Here is a 16,616-nt window from a genome sequence, read left to right as displayed (position 1 = left end):
ACTAGCGTCAACTGGGCGGGATTCCTCAATGCTGTTGGTGACCGGAGGAGCCGGTTTTATCGGGTCGAACGTCGTCGCCGCCCTCAACGATGCGGGCCGCGCGGATGTGGCCGTATGCGATTTTCTCGGGAATGACGGCAAATGGCGCAATCTCGCCAAGCGGCAACTCGCCGACGTGGTTCCCCCGGCTGAACTGATGCAATGGCTGAACGGCCGCAAGCTCGACGCCATCATCCATCTCGGCGCGATTTCGGAGACCACCGCCACGGACGGGGATCTCGTGATCGAGACCAATTTCCGCCTGTCGATGCGGCTGCTCGACTGGTGCACGGCGAATTCCGTTCCGTTCATCTACGCCTCGTCCGCATCGACCTATGGCGACGGCGAGCAGGGATTTCGCGACGACGCTTCGCTCGACGCCCTGAAGAAGCTGCGGCCGATGAATCTCTACGGCTGGAGCAAGCATCTGTTCGACATGGCCGTGATCGAGCGCGCCGCGAAGGGCGGGAGGATGCCGCCGCAGTGGGCCGGCCTCAAGTTCTTCAATGTGTTCGGCCCGAATGAATATCACAAGGGCACGATGATGAGCGTGCTGGCGCGCCGCTTCGACGACGTCAAATCCGGCCGTGTGGTGCAGCTCTTCAAATCCCACCGCGATGGCATTGCCGACGGCGATCAGCGCCGCGATTTTATTCATGTGGATGATGTGGTGCGCGTCATCATGTGGCTGCTGGCCACGCGTTCGGTGAACGGCATCTTCAATGTCGGTACCGGAAGGGCGCGCAGCTTCCGCGACCTGATCCTTGCCGCCTATGGCGCGCTCGGCGTCAAGCCGAATATCGAATATATCGACATGCCCGAACAAATTCGCGGCAGCTACCAGTACTTTACCGAAGCAGAGGTCGATCATCTGCGCGGCGCAGGCTACAATGGCGGCTTCACGGCGCTCGAAGATGCCGTCGGCAGCTATGTCAGAGATTTTCTCGACCGGCCCGATCGCTACCGCTGATCGTGCAAGAGACATACAGGCGTTTTCAGGGATACAGGCGTTCTCATGTTCGATTTTGACGCGCTGTCGCAAGCGATTGTCCGCCAGACGGTGCTCTGCGTCGGCGACCTCATGCTGGACGAATTCGTCTATGGCGAGGTTTCGCGCATTTCACCGGAAGCGCCTGCGCCGGTGATCGCGGCCCGGCGCAGCGAGATCAACGTTGGTGGCGCGGGCAACGTTGCCCGCAACATCGCCTCCCTTGGTGCGAAGTGTATTTTCGTCGGGTTGGTCGGGAATGACATTGCCGGCGAGACCCTGAGAGCAGAACTCGCCAGGGAAAAGCTGATCGAGCCGATTCTGGTGACCGATCCGGCGCGGCCAACCACGCGCAAGGTGCGTTTTGTCTCCGAGCATTTTTCGACTCACATGCTGCGGGCGGACTGGGAACTGTCGGCGCCTGCCTCGGAAGTCACCGAACGCAAGCTGATCGACGCTGTGGTGGCCGCGCTGCCCCGCGCCGATATCGTTTTGCTGTCCGATTATGCCAAGGGCGTGCTGACTGCGCGCGTGATCCGCAACATCATCGACGCCGCGCGCAAGCTCGGCAAGCGGGTGATCGTCGATCCGAAGAGCGCCAATCTGGCGATCTATCGCGGCGCGACCCTGCTGACACCGAACCGCAAGGAATTTGCTGAGGCGACACGGCGCCGGATCCAGTCGGATGCCGATATCGCGGACGCGTCGATCGAGGCGCTGCGCACCGCCGACGCCGAGGCCGTGCTGGTGACCCAGAGCGAAGACGGAATGACGCTGGCCCATCGCGACGGCACCCTGATCCATGTTCCGGCGCAGCCGGCGAAGGTTCGCGACGTATCCGGAGCAGGCGACACGGTGGCTGCGGTCCTGGCTGTGACGCTCGCTTCTGGAATGGACTGGGAAACGGCCTTGCGCTGTGCGGCGGCGGGCGCTTCCGTGGCCGTCAGCAAGCCGGGTACGGCAACGGTGTCTCTCGCCGAACTGCGGCGCAAGATCCTGCCGCATGCCTCGCTCGCGGCCGAAGAGAAAATCGCGTCAAGCGCTGCGGACCTTGATGCGCATCTTGCCGAGTGGCGCAGGCAGGGATTGCGCGTCGGCTTCACCAATGGCTGCTTCGACATTCTGCATCCCGGCCATGTGCGCGTGGTGACACAGGCGCGCGCCGCCTGCGACCGCCTGATCGTCGGTCTCAACAGCGATGCGTCGGTGCGGCGTTTGAAGGGTGCCGAGCGGCCGGTGCAGGATGAGCGCGCCCGGGCCGAAGTTCTGGCCGCGCTCGAGGCGGTCGACCTGGTCGTGATCTTCGAACAGGACACGCCGCTGGAACTGATCACGCAGATCAAGCCGAGCGTTCTTGTGAAGGGCGGGGACTACACCCGCGAGCAGGTTGTCGGCCATGAGATCGTCACCGCCAACGGCGGCGAGATTGTGCTTGTCGACATTCTGCCGGGCCACAGCACGACGTCGCTGGTCAAACGCGCGCGAGAAGGCAAGGCATGACCGCGAACGCGTCCAATCTTGCGACCGGCGTCTCGCCATCGATCTGGCGCAACACAGCCGCCTGGACAAAGGCGGCCGATGTCGCAGTCGTCCTCATGGCCGCTTCGCTGCCATGGTCGACGTCGCTGGTTGCGATCTTTGCGGTGGCATGGCTGCTGTTGCTCATTCCCACAGCCGAGCTACGGGATTTTTCTGAAACGCTGAAACGGCCAGCCTGTTTTCTCCCGGTCACACTTTTTGCGCTGGCCCTTGCCGGCACGCTGTGGTCGACGGACATTGCGTGGGCTGCGCGCCTGCATGCGGTCAACCCGGTTGGCAAGCTGATTGCGATCCCGATTCTCATCCGTCATTTCGAGAAGTCGGGCAGAGGCCTGTGGGTTGCGCTGGCCTTCATTGCGTCCTGTGCCGCGGTGATGCTGGCGTCGTGGGCGATGGTCGTTGATCCGAGGCTGGCTTTCGATGCCTCACGAACACCCGGTGTCCCGGTCAAGAACACGATTGCGCAGGGGCAGGAATTCACACTGTGCGCTTTCGGTGCTCTTGGCGGGGCGATGTATGCGCTGTCGCGGCAGCAAAGGAAGATCGCACTGTTGCTTGCGCTGCTGAGCGCAGGTTTCATCGCGAACATGGTTTTCGTCGCCAATTCAAGGACTGCGCTGGCTTGCATCCCGATCTTGTTTGTTCTTTTCCTCGCGATGTATTTCAGCAAACGCACGGCGGTCATATTGGTGATAGGCGGCATCATTGCGGCGACCCTCGCCTGGAATACGTCGTCATACCTGCGTTCTCGCGTGGAGCAAGCGATTACCGAATATCAAGCCTATCGCACGTCGCATGCCGCAACATCGGCCGGGCAGCGGCTGGAATTCTGGCGCAAGTCAGTGAAGTTCTTCGAGGCTGCGCCGATTCTGGGACACGGCACCGGTTCAACTAAACTCTTGTTCGAGCGGGATGCTGTCGGCCAGACAGGCGCTTCAGCCGAAGTGATCGCCAATCCGCACAATCAGACATTGAACGTGGCGGTGCAGTGGGGGATCGCCGGAATCATAGTTCTCTATCTGATGTGGATTTCGCACCTGAAACTCTTCATTGGCAAGGAAGGGTTGTTCGCGTGGATCGGCCTTGCGGCTGTGGTCCAGAACTTCATCAGTTCGCTGCTCAACTCCCACCTGTTTGATTTTACCGAAGGCTGGATGTACGTGCTGGCGGTGGGGGTTGCTGGCGGCATGATCGCTCGCGCCCAGAACGCCGATGCGCTTGCGGGGCAGGGATAGTTATGGCTGGCTTGTCCCGGATCAGATTCCCGCGCCTCACATGGCGAAATCTGCTGATCGTGATCCATGACGTGCTGGCGACGATCTTCGCGGTGGTTGCGAGTTTCTATCTCCGGTTCGAAGGCAGCGGCCTGACGGAGCGCTTGCCGCTGCTGCTCCACATCCTGCCTTACTTCGTCATTTTCAGCATTCTCGTCTGCTACACCTTCAGACTGACGACGACAAAGTGGCGGTTCATTTCGCTGCCGGACTTCTTCAACATCGTCAAGGCATCGACGGTGCTTGCGCTGATGCTGCTGGTGCTGGACTACATTTTCATCGCGCCGAACGTCTACGGGACATTCTTTTTCGGCAAGACGACGATCATCATCTACTGGTTCCTTCAGAACTTCTCGCTTGGCGCGCTGCGAATTGCCTATCGCTATTTCCGCTACACCCGAACGCTGAACCAGGCGCGTGGCCTCGATGCGGCTCCGACGCTGCTGGTGGGACGTGCCGCGGACGCGGAAGTGTTGCTGCGCGGCATTGAGAGCGGTGCGGTGAAGCGGATGTGGCCGGTCGGTGTACTGTCTCCTTCGGTATCCGATCGCGGACAGTCGATCCGTGGCATTCCCGTGCTTGGTGCCATCGATGACCTCGCCGATATCGTCGATGATTTCTCGCGCCGTGAAAGACCTCTTGAACGCCTGGTCATGATGCCGTCCGCTTTCGAGGCCGATGCGTCACCGGAGTCGGTGCTGACGCGAGCCCGCAAACTCGGACTGACTGTCAGCCGTCTGCCGTCGCTTGAGGGGAGTGGCGAGGCGCCACGTCTCGCACCGGTCGCGGTTGAGGATTTGCTGCTGCGGCCGAGCGTGAAGATCGATTATCAGCGTCTCGAAAGCTTCGTGAAGGGCAAGTCCGTCGTCGTCACCGGCGGTGGCGGCTCGATCGGATCGGAGATCTGCGACCGCGTCGTTACGTTCGGCGCGTCACGGCTGCTGATCGTCGAGAATGCCGAGCCGGCGCTTCACGCGGTGATGGAAGACCTGACGGTCAAGTTTCCAACGGCGATTATCGAAGGCCGCATCGCGGACATTCGCGACCGCGCACGCATTTCGCATCTCATGGCTGAATTCAAGCCAAGCATTGTCTTTCATGCAGCTGCGCTGAAGCACGTCCCGATCCTCGAGCGGGACTGGGGCGAGGGCGTCAAGACCAATATCTTCGGCACCGTCAATGTGGCGGATGCTGCGGTGAGCGCCGGCGCTGAGGCGATGGTGATGATTTCCACCGACAAGGCGATCGAGCCGGTGTCGATGCTGGGACTGACCAAGCGCTTTGCCGAGATGTACTGCCAGGCGCTCGACCGGGAGTTGATGCACAAGGCAAACGGCAAGGCGCCGATGCGGCTCATCTCGGTCCGCTTCGGCAACGTGCTGGCGTCCAACGGGTCGGTGGTGCCGAAATTCAAGGCGCAGATCGAGGCCGGCGGTCCGGTGACCGTGACGCACCCGGACATGGTCCGCTACTTCATGACCATTCGCGAGGCGTGCGACCTCGTGGTGACTGCGGCGACCCACGCGCTCGATCCCGTGCGGCCCGATGTGTCGGTTTATGTGCTGAACATGGGGCAGCCGGTGAAGATCGTCGATCTTGCCGAACGCATCATCAGGCTGTCCGGGCTTCAGCCGGGTTACGATATCGAGATCGTCTTCACAGGCGTCAGGCCGGGCGAGCGTCTGAACGAAATCCTGTTTGCCCATGAAGAGCCGACCGCCGACATCGGCATCGCCGGCATTGTCGCGGCGCGTCCCAACGAGCCGCCGCTCGACACGCTGCAACGGTGGCTGTCCACGCTGGAAAAGGCTGTGGCCAGTGAACAGCGCAGCGTCATTGTGGGTGTCTTGAAGGACGCGATCCCGGAGTTCAAAAGCGGGGCCGCGTAATCTAGCCGAGCGGTTCCCGTTGCCGGGAGAACCGGCTGAGCACCAGCGCCACGGCGCTTAAGCCCAATGCCAGCGTCATCCCTTGGACGTAGGGCGATTTCAGCCAGATCGTCACCGCGGCAAATGCCGCGAGAACGACATTCAGGATGAAAACTTCGCTGACGACCTGCGTCACGCTGAAACCGTTGTTGGTCGCCTGCTGGTAGAAATGCGACCGGTGGGCAAGCCAGACGGCTTCACCCTTCAGCAGGCGCCGAACGAGCGTGAGCGTTGCGTCGGCGAGGTAGTAGAGCGGCAGCAAAAGCGCAGCCAGCAGATGGCCGTGTCCCGCAAGCTCAATGAGGCACCATCCCATCAGCAAACCGATCGGCAGGCTGCCCACATCACCGAGGAAGAGCTTTGCGACGGGTTTGTTGAACGGCGCGAAACCGATCATCGCACCGCAGAGTGCGAGTGCAACGATTGTCGGGCCAGAAGACAGCTCGCCGTAGAGCCCAAACAGCGCCAGCGCGGCCGTCACGGGAACGACCTCCGCGACGGTGATCCAGTCAAGGCCATCCATGAAGTTGACGAGATTGACGAACCACAGTCCGCCGATCAGCATAAGCGACCGCTCCACCCAGACCGGCAGAACGGGCACGAGACGAAGATCAGCCGGAAGCGTGGCGAGGACGATGCCGACGGCGACCGCCTGCATCAGAAGACGAGGCATGACAGGCATCGTCCGCAGGTCATCGTAGGCGCCGACCAGGGCGAGCAACACGGTTGCAGCGAAGATCGCGAACAGGGAAGAATTTACCGGTGCGCCAGAAAAAGAAGCCGATATCGCGACCGACGCGATGACTGCCGCGATCACTGCTGCACCGCCGCCCTGTGGTGTCGGTATGCTATGCGACGAACGTGCGTTCGGCCGCGCCAGCGCATAGCGCGCAAGCAACGGGTGCAGCACGACAATCAGCCCCGCGCACATGATGCAGGCTGCTAGCGGGGTTGCGATGGTCAGCAATGAATTCATGAAATGAGGATCACCCGGTCAGCGCTTGATGCCGACGGCGCACCAGTAAGGTACGCGCTCCGAGAAACGAATGTCCTGAAATCCGGCGGCCGTCAGCATGTCGCCAATCTGCACGCGTGTGAAGCGTTGTTCGAGGCGGGTGCAGAACCGGTCATATGCGTCGGTTCTCATCACGTAGAACGCGCGGTGCTTGTAGGATTCCAGCGGCAGCGCCGCGGCGGAAAATCCGAGCCGTTCGACGAGCGCGGCAAGACGGGCCAGCGGCCAGTAAACGAACACAGCAATGATCTGACTGATCCAGAGGCGCGGCTTTTCCGGGAGGCTTGAAATCACGACGCGGAAGATATTGCTGAATTTCCAGAGCGCGCGATACCAGGCCGGCCGGTTGTCGAGCGCGTAGTAAAGGTAGATCAGGAAAGGCGCGCCGGGTTTGAGTTTTGTCGAGATCTCGGAAATCGCGGCCTGGGTGTCGGGAACATGATGCAGCACACCCAGCGAGAACGCGAAGTCAAGCGAACCGTCGGGCAGGGGAAGTTCTCCAACGCTGGCGTGATGAAAACTCACGTTCTTCGCCGCGGCCAGATTTGCCCGCGCGACATTCAGCGCGTCGGCGCTTGCGTCGAGAAGGTGGAGGTGTCCGACGCGCGGCGCCACCATGACAGACCATCGGCCGCTGCCGCATCCGACATCCATGCCGACGGCGCTGGCCGGCAGGCGGTTCCAGGGAAAGATGTGAAAATAGGATTCAAAAATGGCAGCCCTGTCGTCCGCGGAAAATGCGTCCTCCCCCTGCCGGAAGGTCGACCATTCATGGCCGAATCCGGCGGCAACTGCGGGGTCGACATTGCTGGGCGGACGATCGGTCATGAACTCTCACGTGGCTGCCGACGCGAGGATGCATCGGGCCCGCCTTGGGCTTGCGGAGTGTTTAATCAAACTCGGAAGGGGTGACAACGTCCTCCGGACATACCGCTGGTCCGGAAAATCATCGAACGGGGCGGGTGCCTGTCCGCCGCGGCATTTTTTCAAGTCCCGGATGCCGCTTTTCACCGGCGCGCCGAAGCGATAGTAATGCGCCCCGGACAGTCTGGGAGTGGGTAGCTTGGTGGCTATTCGGTTGCTTCAAATGCTGCTCGCGGCTGTGCTGCTCAGCGGGTGTACCTTCTTCTTCGATGTGCAGGATTCCGTTCAGGCGGACCCCCAGCCGGATTCCCGGCAACTGCGGGTCATCATCAATGAGATCCAGCGCATTACGCAATCGATGAAGCAGGTCGGTGCTTCGGAAGTTTCCAATGTCGGGCCGAATGAGGCGCAGTCGGGTCCGGAAAGATGGACCGTTTGCTCGCGCGCGAACTTCGGCAATGAGATTCGTTACTTCACGTTTTTCCTGAAGGGCGAAGCGGTTGCTAACTGGCGACCTGCCGTCATCAATGACAAATGCGAAGCGCGTAACTTCGCGCCGCTGGAACAACGGTAGCGCGCACAGCGTCGGCAAGGATTGAAGCTAGCGAATGCGCTGCAACTGCTCTTCATAGAGGGCGACCGTTGCAGCTCCGATCGCCTGAGCGGACATCTCATCAACGACGAGTTGCCGGGCCGACGCGCCATAGCGGGTCCTCAACTCTTGGGATGCGGCCAGTTCACCTATGGCTTTGGCCAGTGCCTGCGGATCCTCGATCGGCACCAGCAAGCCGGTTTTTTCGTGTATCACGATCTCCCGGCAACCGGGGGCGTCGGTGGCGACCATCGGCCGGCCGCAGGCGGCAGCTTCCAGCAGACTTTTCGGCAGGCCCTCGCGGTGGGACGGAAGGGCCGCGATATGAGAGTCTCGCCACAGTGAAGCAATGTCGCTGACCTGGCCCAGCCATTTTATGCCCGGCTCACTGTTCCATTGCTGCGCCTCTTCGAGCGTCACCGAATCGGGATTGGCGGGATCGGGAGTTCCCGCGATCAGGAGCCGAATATCCATGCCCTGAGTCCGCAGAATCCTGTGTGCGGCAACCAGCGCGCGAATGCCCTTGCTGGTCAGGAGGCGCCCCGCAAATCCCACGGTGATCGGGCCGTCGGGTTCCGGCAGCGGCGTCAGCTTGTCGGTATCGACGCCGGAGCCAGGAATGCGCGCGAGGCGATGATGATCGATCCCGATTGTTTCCAGCGCTGTGCGGTCGTCGGGATTTTGAACGAGAAAGACCGCGTGATCCCTGTTGAGCAGAAATCGCAACGCGACTGCGATGACGATACGAAGCAGAAGCGCTTGAGCCGTTGTTGAGGTAAACGCGTAGCCAAGACCGGTCATCGCATTGATCTGCGGCGTCGTCATTCCAAGCGACGAAATGCCGCCGAGCACGCAGATCTGCATGCCGACATGGTGCACAATCGCGGGGGCGAGTTCGCGCTTGATCTTGCGAAGCGCCTGAATGGTCGAGATGGCTCCCAAAGGAGACAATCCGCCTCGCCGCAGCGGCATGGGATGGATGGTGAAACCTTCGGCGCGTATGGCCCCCGCGGCAGGTCCGACCGACGTTGCCACGTGAACGTCAAAACCTGCCTCACGTGCCGCACGGGCCATGGGAAGCCGATGGGACAGGAAGGCTTTGTCCTCGGTCACGACGTAGAGCAATTTCAGAGATGATAAAGACGAGGCCGTCATTGGCGGGGGCACGGGGTGCTGGACATCCTGAAGCTATATCGTTCTCACGGGTTGTGAAATATGGCTTTCCTGCTGGATAACATCTAAAGCCGTTACGTGCTTGTTTTCAGTCAGTTTGTTCCTTAGGCGACGCTTCATGCCACCAGAAATACATACGGCACCAATATCCGGTTCGGCGCAAACGCCTGCGCTAAAGCCGGATGCCGGCCGAATTCCGTCGCTCGACGCGTTGCGGGGCATTGCGATATTGATGGTCATCTTTGGCCACTTCATTCCCACCCGGATAGCATTGGGTGATGCATCCTACCACGTAAGCTCGCTTGGGCGGGGTGGCGTCATGCTGTTCTTTCTCCTCAGCGGCTATCTCGTTTTCTGCAACATCCAGAAGCAAGATACGGTTACCTTCATTTTGCGGAGGTTATTCAAGATTTTTCCAGCCTATTGGGTGAACGTCGTACTGATAGCATTTTTCAGTTTTCTCCTGGGCAAAGAAGTTTTCCCGCCCGATGTTCTGCTCGGTAATTTTTTCATGGTGCAGGATATCTTTCGCAAGGAATCCTTGAGCGGCGTGTACTGGACGCTGCTAATCGAAGTGAAGTTCTACCTGTTCTTAGCGCTGCAGCATTTTCTTCTGCGGGATCGCAGCATCCTTGTCGTTCTGGCTGCACTGATTTGCGTGAATATCGTAGTGTGGTTTGCGCGCGGACACGCAAGCCTCTTGTTAACGTTTTTTCCGGCCTTCTACGTTGGTATTCTGGTTAGGCAAGCTGAAGCAGCAGGTTGGAGCCGTTCCGCTATGCTGCCGGTTGCCGGTGTGACCCTGGTCAATGCGGCAAGCCTTCTTGTTTTCGATGAGTATTATGGAGAATGGTCGGCGGCTTATGTCATTAGCGAAGCAATCATGCTGATTGCGTTCCTGCGTATGGGGGTGTCGAACTCGATCCTCGGCTTCTTCGGCCGTATCTCGTACAGCCATTATCTTTATCACACCGCGGCAGGTTACCTTTTTCTGGCTTTGTTTCCCCCATCGGACGTCTTGGCTTTCAATCTGCTGGTCGTCGCGCTGGTGATAGCTCTGACAACTGCCATTGCTTTCATTTCATATCGTTTGGTTGAGGTCCCAATGGTCGCCTTCGGTAAGAAGCACGAGTACCTGTGGATACGCGGCCGTGAACGCACGGCGCCTTGATCCAATCCTTTGAACCTGCGGTCAATTTGGGCGCCTATGGTGGTCTTGCACGGCCGCGTTCGGGCGTCTCTTAATTACTAGAATATTATCAATATCTTAGATCGAGGTGGGGTTGTTAAACTTGACGTTCATCGGGTGAACACTGTAAGGAGACCATTGCGGGAGTGAAGCGATGGAGCGAGCGGTTTCCGAAAGTGAGCGCGAAGAAGACAGCGATCGTATCATTCTCGGTCTCTTGAATTCCGTGGAGCAGGACGGCGCGCGCTCGCAACGGCATTTTGCGGCCGAACTCGGAATCGCGCTTGGTCTCGTGAACGCGTATCTCAATCGCTGCATCAAGAAGGGACTGGTCAAGGCCAGTCAGGCGCCCGCGCGCCGGTATGCGTACTATCTCACACCGCAAGGTTTCGCTGAAAAGTCCCGGCTCACGGTTGAGTATCTGTCGTCGTCATTTGGGTTTTTCCGAAAGGCGAAGGCGGATTGCACCAAGGTTTTCGAAACTGCCAAAGAACGCAATCTCAAACATCTCGTTTTGCTGGGCGTTTCGGATCTTGCTGAAATCGCTGCGATCTGTGCGATTGAAAGCGATGTTTCTTTGGTCTGTGCGATTGATCCTTCAAATCAATCCACGCGTTTTGTCGGATTGCCGGTTGTCCGCGAGTTTGATGCTGTGGGAACGCAGGTGGACGGCATTATCGTCACCGCGTTGGTGCCGTCTGCTGCGGTTGACGCTATTATTGAAGAAGCGCGCATGAGGCTGGGGGCCGATGCGGTTTTGATCCCCGATCTCGTCGCCTTGCGCGCCCCTAGGAAGGAGCAATCCTTGTCATGACCGCATCCCCGAATTCTGCGTGGTATGTGGCCCAAACGCAAATCCAGTCGGAAGCTAAAGCGGCTGCCAATCTGGTTCAGCAGGGTTTTGAGATTTACCTGCCGCGATATCTGAAAACAGCGCGCCATGCGCGGCGCGTGAATGTCGTTAGAGCGCCTTTATTCCCAAACTACATCTTCGTCAGAATCGATATGGAAACGCAGCGATGGCGTGCGGTTAATTCTACGATTGGTGTCAAACGGCTGGTCGGAAGCGAAGGTGTTCCTGCACGCGTTGCGACCGACATTATCCAAGGCCTCCAGGAACATGAGCAGGCGGACAGTTTTCTGTCGATCGTTTCGCCGGCCATTCGCCTTAAGACGGGCGATGCTGTTCGCATACTGCGCGATGCCTTCGATTCCTGTCGCGGGATATTTCAGGGCAGGACCGAGAACGAGCGTGTTGAAATCCTTCTCGATATGCTAGGTCGCAAGGTTCGAGTTGTTACAGACGCAGAACTTATTGCTCCGATATAACGTAACTATCTCGATTAGCGTTCGGGTATAATTCAACTGCAAGGTGTGTTCTTGAAATGATGTCGCGTGCGCTTTTTAAAGATGTATGGATCACAGTCGGCTGGAAGCTTCCGGGGTTAATTGCGCTCACGCTCGCCAGTGCCTTTTTCGAAGGGGCGACTGTCGCCTCGCTGCTCCCTCTGCTCTCCAGTTTTAGCGGAACGCATTCTGCTTCGGCTGATCGCGTCACGTCAGCATTTGGAAGCTGGTTTGAAGCGTTCGGCATTGCCGTGACGCCGCAACTCATGGCCGGAGTCGTGGTCGTTCTGATTATTTGTAGCGGTGTGGTGTTTTTGTTCCAGGCGTATTTGGCGTCCCGGCTGCAGGCAATGTATGTCGCTTCATGGCAGCGCAGGATGTTCTCTGCATTTCTGGCCGCGGATTACGATTTTTTTGTTTCGCATAAAGCTGGTGATCTTGTGTCGGCGGTTACGAATGAGCCGAACCGCATCGGTCTGGTTTTCTCGCAGCTTAATCTGATTATCGCTGCGATATTTTTTATCTCTGTGCAGATTGCAGTATCTGTGTTTGTGGCTCCCATTGTTGTTGGTCTTTTTGTGGTCGCTGGAGCGCTTCTCTTCATCTTGACGCGATGGTGGGCGCTACGTGCTATGGAATTTGGTTCCAGCCTGACCAAGGTCAACGCTGAACTTTTGGCGGATACGAGCGAGATCGTCGGAGGCGTGAAATTTGTTAAGGCAACGGCAACGGAGGGGCGGGCCGTATCGCGGCTGGCCGCGACTGCGAGCCGTATGGAAGCGCTGTCGTTCGGAAATGCATTTGACGCGCAGTTGGTGCGCGCAATTTTCGAATACAGCGGCGGTCTGTTGATTGTCGCGCTGCTCGTTGTTGGGCCGAGCCTGCTATCTGTTGATATCGGTGCAATCCTTGTAACGGTTGCGATATTTATCAGGCTGTTCCCGCGCGTGACGGGATTGCGTCAGAATCTGCAGATCGCCGACTTTCACATGCCTGCATTCCGCGGAGCCATGCAGTTGGTCCAGAATGCACAATCGAAACGCGAGGCAATTTTGCCCGAGCCACTAGACGCGTGGCGCGCAAACGGGCCGGTATCTATTGTTTTCGACGGCGTTTCGGTCACATTGGGGGAGCGCGTGGTGCTCGATGATATCAACATTGAAATTCCGGCTGGGGCTTTCGTTGCTTTGACGGGGCACACTGGTGCAGGCAAGACGACGTTGCTCGATTGCATTCTCGGATTGCGGCGGCCGACGCATGGTTCGGTTAGGGTCAACGGGCATACGTTGGACAGTCTATCAACGGCAACCTGGAGGCGCCGGATTGGCTATCTTGGCCAAGACCCTATCCTCTTTAACGCTTCCATCCGTGAGAATCTAAGTTGGATATTTCCGCAGGCGTCAGACGAGGAGATGCTGTTTTCTCTGGATAGAGCTGCAGCAGGTTTCATAGGCCGCTTGCCCGATGGACTGGATACGCTCGTTGGAGATCATGGAAGCAAGCTGTCTGGCGGTGAACGCCAGCGCATCGCGCTCGCTCGCGCTTTGCTGGGGGCGCCCGATCTGTTAGTGCTCGATGAAGCGACCAGCGCGCTCGACGCTGAGACGGAAAAAACTGTTGTCACGGCTCTTTCAAAGCTCAAGGGGAGTATGACAGTCGTTGCGATCTCACATCGCCCGGCGCTGGTCGATGAGGCCGACTTTGTGATCAATCTCAGTGGGGGTAAGGCCGATAGGGTTGTGTCGCCGCTCTTACATCAGGCGCAGAAGTAACTGCAGTTTTAGTCTGGGAGGAAATCAGGATACCCGGCGTCGCGGCTATTGATGATCGCCGGCTCCCTGGGCCAGACAATTTTGAAGATAGGATCGTTCCACCGCACGCCCGCTGCATCGGCGGGAATCTCTATATGGCTGATCTCGTACAGGATATTGGTGTTATCCTCGAGGGTCAAAAACCCGTGCGCAAAGCCAGCTGGCACGAACAGTGCACGATGGCTATTCGCACTGAGCTCGAGGCCAAACCATCGGCAATAGGTCGGAGATTGCGGCCGCAGATCAATCGCAACATCAAACAGTCTCCCATTCAGGCAGCGAACCAGCTTGGCTTGTGCGCTCGGATGCTTTTGGTAGTGCAGGCCGCGCAGCGTTCCTGTGTGCGCGTTGTGACTGATGCCACTTTGGCGGGCGATAAAGGGGATACCTGCGGCTTCGAAAGTTTCTACATCGAAGAGCCGGTGAAAATAGCCGCGTTCGTCACGATGGGGATCGCTCTCGACAACGATTAGATCCCTGATATCTGTCGGAACAAGGCGCATCGCAATCCTAGAAGATGTTTATTTGTGGGATCGCGGTAACGAAACGGCCGCCCCATTCCCGGATCACGCTCTGCTCTTTCGCGATCTCCGAACTTAGATTCCATGGCAGAATAAGAATGATATCGGGCTTGATTTGCACGATCTCTTCAGGGGATTTTACAGGAATTCTGGAGCCTGGAAGCAAATTTCCCTGCTTGTGGGGATTTTTGTCGAAGACTGCGGACACCAGAGTGCTGTCGACTTCACAATAGTTCAACAGCGTATTCCCTTTTGCTGCGGCGCCGTAGGCAGTCACAGTCAGGCCATCCTTTTTGGCCTTCTCCAGGAATTTCCGAAGCTGTTCTCTGATCTTCTGAGCCTGAGGAGCAAAAAGTTCGTATGCTGCGGAACGATCAAAACCAGCAGCCTTTTCTTTGCTCCGTATAGTGTGGAGACCAGCGCCCTCGGCAAAGTTGGCTGTAAGATGGCAAACGAACAAGCGAAGTGAGCCCCCATGTGTCGGCAGTTCCTCGACATCGAAAACGCGCAGTCCGTGGGCTGCGAGTGCGCGTTCGGAAGCCAGCAGCGACAGATATGAATAGTGCTCGTGATAGATCGTATCGAATTGACATTGCTGAATGAGATTGAGCAGATGCGGGAATTCGATTGTTAGTACGCCCTGAGTTTTGAGAACAAGGGGGAATCCGGCGATAAAATCGTTCAGATCCGGCACGTGCGCCATCACATTGTTCGCGGCAATCAAATCTGCTTGGACACCCGCTGCGCCCAGCCTGCCCGCCGTATACTTGTTAAAGAATGCGATCTCGGTTTTGACGCCATGGGCTTCGGCCTCCCGAACGACATTGGCCGCAGGTTCGATGCCGAGCACATCAATCCCTGCTGCCTTGAAATGTTTCAAGAGGTAGCCATCATTACTCGCTATTTCGACAACCAGCGACGAGGGTTTAAGCGCAAGGCGCGAGATCATTGCTTCTGCATAAAGGCGCGAATGTTCGACCCAGCTGGACGAATAGGAGGAGAAATAGGCATAGTCTGAAAAGATGGCTTCGGCTGCGACGTCGTGGTCGGCCTGCACCAGAAAACATGAATCGCAGACCTTTGCGTGCAGCGGATAGCGCGCCTCCGGTTGTGTCAGTTGATCGTATTTGAGATAGGAGTTCGCAAGCGGTTGCTGGCCGAGATCTATGAACGTTCTTGTTACTGGGGTTCGGCAGAGGCGGCATAAACTCATAATTTGTCTTCGAAGCTGGCGATCTGACGATCGGTTAGTGTTCTGACGTCTTCATCTAGCGCCCATGCCTTGTACCATTCAATGGTGCTGGCGATAGCATCGCTTCCGTTGAAAGTTGGCTTCCATCCAAGCGTCATGTGCGCCAGTGAGGCATCCAGCGCCAATGCATTTTTTTCTTTTGTTTCGGGGACAGGAACGTGTTCCCATCCTGGAATGCCAAATATCCTTGTCAATGAATCCGCAATTTCGCGGACTCTCAGTTGCGTTGTGTCGTCTGGGGCGAAGTTCAGACTCGAGGGCAGAGACTTTCCGGAGGCCAGTTCCTGTGCATAGAGAAGATACCCATGAAGTGGGTCTAGAACGTGTTGCCATGGACGCGTAGCGTCAGGGCGCCGGATTTGGAGGCGATGACCTGAGCGGGCGGCTCGAATGATATCCGGAATGAGGCGGTGCGCAGCCCAATCCCCGCCACCGATCACATTTCCGGCGCGTGCTGTGGCGAGAGGCGGCCCGTCGAGCATAAACGATCGCTTCCAGGCGTGCACGATGATTTCTGCTGCAGTCTTGGACGCGGAATAGGGATCATCGCCTCCAAGCCGGTCTGTCTCGGTGAATGCGACGCCGCTTTCGTCGTTTGCGTAGACCTTATCTGTCGTCACAACGATAATGGCTTGCGAACCCTTCCATGCCTGCAGCGCGTCCAGGAGATGAATCGTTCCCATGGCATTTGTGCGAAACGTCCCGGTGGGATCTTCGTAGCTTGCAGGGACAAGCGACTGAGCCGCCAGATGCAGAACAATATCCGCGCGTGCGTTATGAACGGCACGCCGCGTAGTGACAGGATCGCCAAGATCAACGATGTATTCGGCCGCCAAAGGGGTCGAAAGAATCTCATGCAGGCTAGGAGATGTCGGCGGTGGCAGGCTAAGGCCCACAACTTCCGCGCCCAGCTGCGCCAGCCAGCGCGAGAGCCACGCGCCCTTGAAGCCTGTATGCCCGGTGAGGAGGACACGTTTGCTGCGCCAGAACTCTCGGTTAAGCGGCATTTGGTTGCCCGTGGCTCAGCCGTACTGATAAAGCCAGTACAAATCGGTGTATGAGGTTGATGGTTTCCAATCTATGC

The 16,616-nt window shown here is 58.1% G+C and carries 15 protein-coding genes; 9 read left to right on the top strand and 6 right to left on the bottom strand.

Translation table 11 applies throughout. From position 1 onward, the window contains the following. Positions 1-28 precede the first annotated feature (28 nt). The 4 genes from rfaD to HMPREF9695_RS14070 are packed head-to-tail and all read left to right on the top strand — an operon-like array spanning position 29 to position 5,729. Positions 29-1,009: an ADP-glyceromanno-heptose 6-epimerase gene (rfaD, locus tag HMPREF9695_RS14085; RefSeq protein WP_006021531.1), complete on the top strand. Its 981-nt coding sequence runs from the start codon at positions 29-31 to the stop codon at positions 1,007-1,009. A 45-nt stretch (positions 1,010-1,054) separates the two neighbouring features. After that, complete coding sequence (rfaE1, locus tag HMPREF9695_RS14080; protein ID WP_006021530.1) at positions 1,055-2,527, top strand: D-glycero-beta-D-manno-heptose-7-phosphate kinase; 1,473 nt, start codon at positions 1,055-1,057, stop codon at positions 2,525-2,527. Beyond that, entirely contained in the window at positions 2,524-3,801 is a 1,278-nt protein-coding gene (locus HMPREF9695_RS14075) for an O-antigen ligase family protein (RefSeq protein ID WP_006021528.1), read from the top strand. The genes rfaE1 and HMPREF9695_RS14075 overlap by 4 nt, the downstream gene beginning before the upstream one ends. Before the next feature lie 2 nt (positions 3,802-3,803). Beyond that, on the top strand, positions 3,804-5,729 hold the full coding sequence (locus HMPREF9695_RS14070) for a nucleoside-diphosphate sugar epimerase/dehydratase (protein WP_006021527.1): 1,926 nt from the start codon (positions 3,804-3,806) through the stop codon (positions 5,727-5,729). A gap of 1 nt (position 5,730) precedes the next feature. On the opposite strand, the gene HMPREF9695_RS14065 is transcribed toward HMPREF9695_RS14070, so the two are convergent. Together HMPREF9695_RS14065 and HMPREF9695_RS14060 are read right to left on the bottom strand one after the other, a co-directional pair. Continuing rightward, positions 5,731-6,744, bottom strand: a complete 1,014-nt coding sequence (locus HMPREF9695_RS14065; protein WP_006021526.1) for an MraY family glycosyltransferase — start codon at positions 6,742-6,744, stop codon at positions 5,731-5,733. Positions 6,745-6,762: 18 nt separating this feature from the next. Next, on the bottom strand, positions 6,763-7,611 hold the full coding sequence (locus tag HMPREF9695_RS14060) for a class I SAM-dependent methyltransferase (RefSeq protein ID WP_006021524.1): 849 nt from the start codon (positions 7,609-7,611) through the stop codon (positions 6,763-6,765). 238 nt (positions 7,612-7,849) lie between these two features. On the opposite strand from HMPREF9695_RS14060, the gene HMPREF9695_RS14055 reads away from it, so the two are divergent. After that, on the top strand, positions 7,850-8,221 hold the full coding sequence (locus tag HMPREF9695_RS14055; protein ID WP_245258779.1) for a hypothetical protein: 372 nt from the start codon (positions 7,850-7,852) through the stop codon (positions 8,219-8,221). 27 nt (positions 8,222-8,248) lie between these two features. On the opposite strand, the gene HMPREF9695_RS14050 is transcribed toward HMPREF9695_RS14055, so the two are convergent. Then, positions 8,249-9,394 carry a glycosyltransferase family 4 protein gene (locus HMPREF9695_RS14050; protein ID WP_006021522.1) on the bottom strand — a complete coding sequence of 382 codons (1,146 nt, stop codon included), beginning with the start codon at positions 9,392-9,394 and terminating at the stop codon, positions 8,249-8,251. A 136-nt stretch (positions 9,395-9,530) separates the two neighbouring features. On the opposite strand from HMPREF9695_RS14050, the gene HMPREF9695_RS14045 reads away from it, so the two are divergent. The 4 genes from HMPREF9695_RS14045 (at position 9,531) to HMPREF9695_RS14030 (ending at position 13,720) form a co-directional block, all read left to right on the top strand. Then, positions 9,531-10,583, top strand: coding sequence for an acyltransferase family protein (locus HMPREF9695_RS14045; protein WP_006021521.1), 1,053 nt, complete (start codon positions 9,531-9,533; stop codon positions 10,581-10,583). A 172-nt stretch (positions 10,584-10,755) separates the two neighbouring features. Further along, entirely contained in the window at positions 10,756-11,415 is a 660-nt protein-coding gene (locus HMPREF9695_RS14040; RefSeq protein WP_006021520.1) for a winged helix-turn-helix transcriptional regulator, read from the top strand. Then, entirely contained in the window at positions 11,412-11,930 is a 519-nt protein-coding gene (gene nusG / locus HMPREF9695_RS14035) for a transcription termination/antitermination protein NusG (RefSeq protein WP_006021519.1), read from the top strand. The genes HMPREF9695_RS14040 and nusG overlap by 4 nt, the downstream gene beginning before the upstream one ends. Positions 11,931-11,986: 56 nt before the next feature. Further along, on the top strand, positions 11,987-13,720 hold the full coding sequence (locus tag HMPREF9695_RS14030) for an ABC transporter ATP-binding protein (protein WP_006021518.1): 1,734 nt from the start codon (positions 11,987-11,989) through the stop codon (positions 13,718-13,720). Positions 13,721-13,728: 8 nt separating this feature from the next. On the opposite strand, the gene rfbC is transcribed toward HMPREF9695_RS14030, so the two are convergent. Genes rfbC through rfbG form a run of 3 tightly spaced genes read right to left on the bottom strand, consistent with a single transcriptional unit; the run spans position 13,729 to position 16,539 of the window. Further along, positions 13,729-14,262, bottom strand: coding sequence for a dTDP-4-dehydrorhamnose 3,5-epimerase (gene rfbC / locus HMPREF9695_RS25830; RefSeq protein WP_006021517.1), 534 nt, complete (start codon positions 14,260-14,262; stop codon positions 13,729-13,731). A 7-nt stretch (positions 14,263-14,269) separates the two neighbouring features. Beyond that, complete coding sequence (locus HMPREF9695_RS14020) at positions 14,270-15,493, bottom strand: class I SAM-dependent methyltransferase (protein WP_006021516.1); 1,224 nt, start codon at positions 15,491-15,493, stop codon at positions 14,270-14,272. Beyond that, a complete protein-coding gene (gene rfbG / locus HMPREF9695_RS14015) occupies positions 15,490-16,539 on the bottom strand; it encodes a CDP-glucose 4,6-dehydratase (protein WP_006021515.1) in 1,050 nt (349 codons plus the stop codon). Before rfbG ends, HMPREF9695_RS14020 begins: the two co-directional genes overlap by 4 nt. Between the last annotated feature and the right edge of the window lie 77 nt (positions 16,540-16,616).

Source organism: Afipia broomeae ATCC 49717 (genome assembly GCF_000314675.2).
Lineage (GTDB): Bacteria > Pseudomonadota > Alphaproteobacteria > Rhizobiales > Xanthobacteraceae > Afipia > Afipia broomeae.
The sequence above is the reverse complement of the archived record's forward strand: the minus strand, read 5'-3'. Positions and strand labels throughout refer to the sequence as shown.

Bases quoted from the DNA above. Each gene is read 5' to 3' on its own strand.
- HMPREF9695_RS14040 (WP_006021520.1), top strand. From the start codon at position 10,756: ATGGAGCGAGCGGTTTCCGAAAGTGAGCGCGAAGAAGACAGCGATCGT.
- rfaD (WP_006021531.1), top strand. From the start codon at position 29: ATGCTGTTGGTGACCGGAGGAGCCGGTTTTATCGGGTCGAACGTCGTC.
- HMPREF9695_RS14070 (WP_006021527.1), top strand. From the start codon at position 3,804: ATGGCTGGCTTGTCCCGGATCAGATTCCCGCGCCTCACATGGCGAAAT.
- HMPREF9695_RS14045 (WP_006021521.1), top strand. From the start codon at position 9,531: ATGCCACCAGAAATACATACGGCACCAATATCCGGTTCGGCGCAAACG.
- rfbG (WP_006021515.1), bottom strand. From the start codon at position 16,539: ATGCCGCTTAACCGAGAGTTCTGGCGCAGCAAACGTGTCCTCCTCACC.
- HMPREF9695_RS14065 (WP_006021526.1), bottom strand. From the start codon at position 6,744: ATGAATTCATTGCTGACCATCGCAACCCCGCTAGCAGCCTGCATCATG.
- rfbC (WP_006021517.1), bottom strand. From the start codon at position 14,262: ATGCGCCTTGTTCCGACAGATATCAGGGATCTAATCGTTGTCGAGAGC.
- nusG (WP_006021519.1), top strand. From the start codon at position 11,412: ATGACCGCATCCCCGAATTCTGCGTGGTATGTGGCCCAAACGCAAATC.
- rfaE1 (WP_006021530.1), top strand. From the start codon at position 1,055: ATGTTCGATTTTGACGCGCTGTCGCAAGCGATTGTCCGCCAGACGGTG.
- HMPREF9695_RS14030 (WP_006021518.1), top strand. From the start codon at position 11,987: ATGATGTCGCGTGCGCTTTTTAAAGATGTATGGATCACAGTCGGCTGG.
- HMPREF9695_RS14075 (WP_006021528.1), top strand. From the start codon at position 2,524: ATGACCGCGAACGCGTCCAATCTTGCGACCGGCGTCTCGCCATCGATC.
- HMPREF9695_RS14020 (WP_006021516.1), bottom strand. From the start codon at position 15,493: ATGAGTTTATGCCGCCTCTGCCGAACCCCAGTAACAAGAACGTTCATA.
- HMPREF9695_RS14050 (WP_006021522.1), bottom strand. From the start codon at position 9,394: ATGACGGCCTCGTCTTTATCATCTCTGAAATTGCTCTACGTCGTGACC.
- HMPREF9695_RS14060 (WP_006021524.1), bottom strand. From the start codon at position 7,611: ATGACCGATCGTCCGCCCAGCAATGTCGACCCCGCAGTTGCCGCCGGA.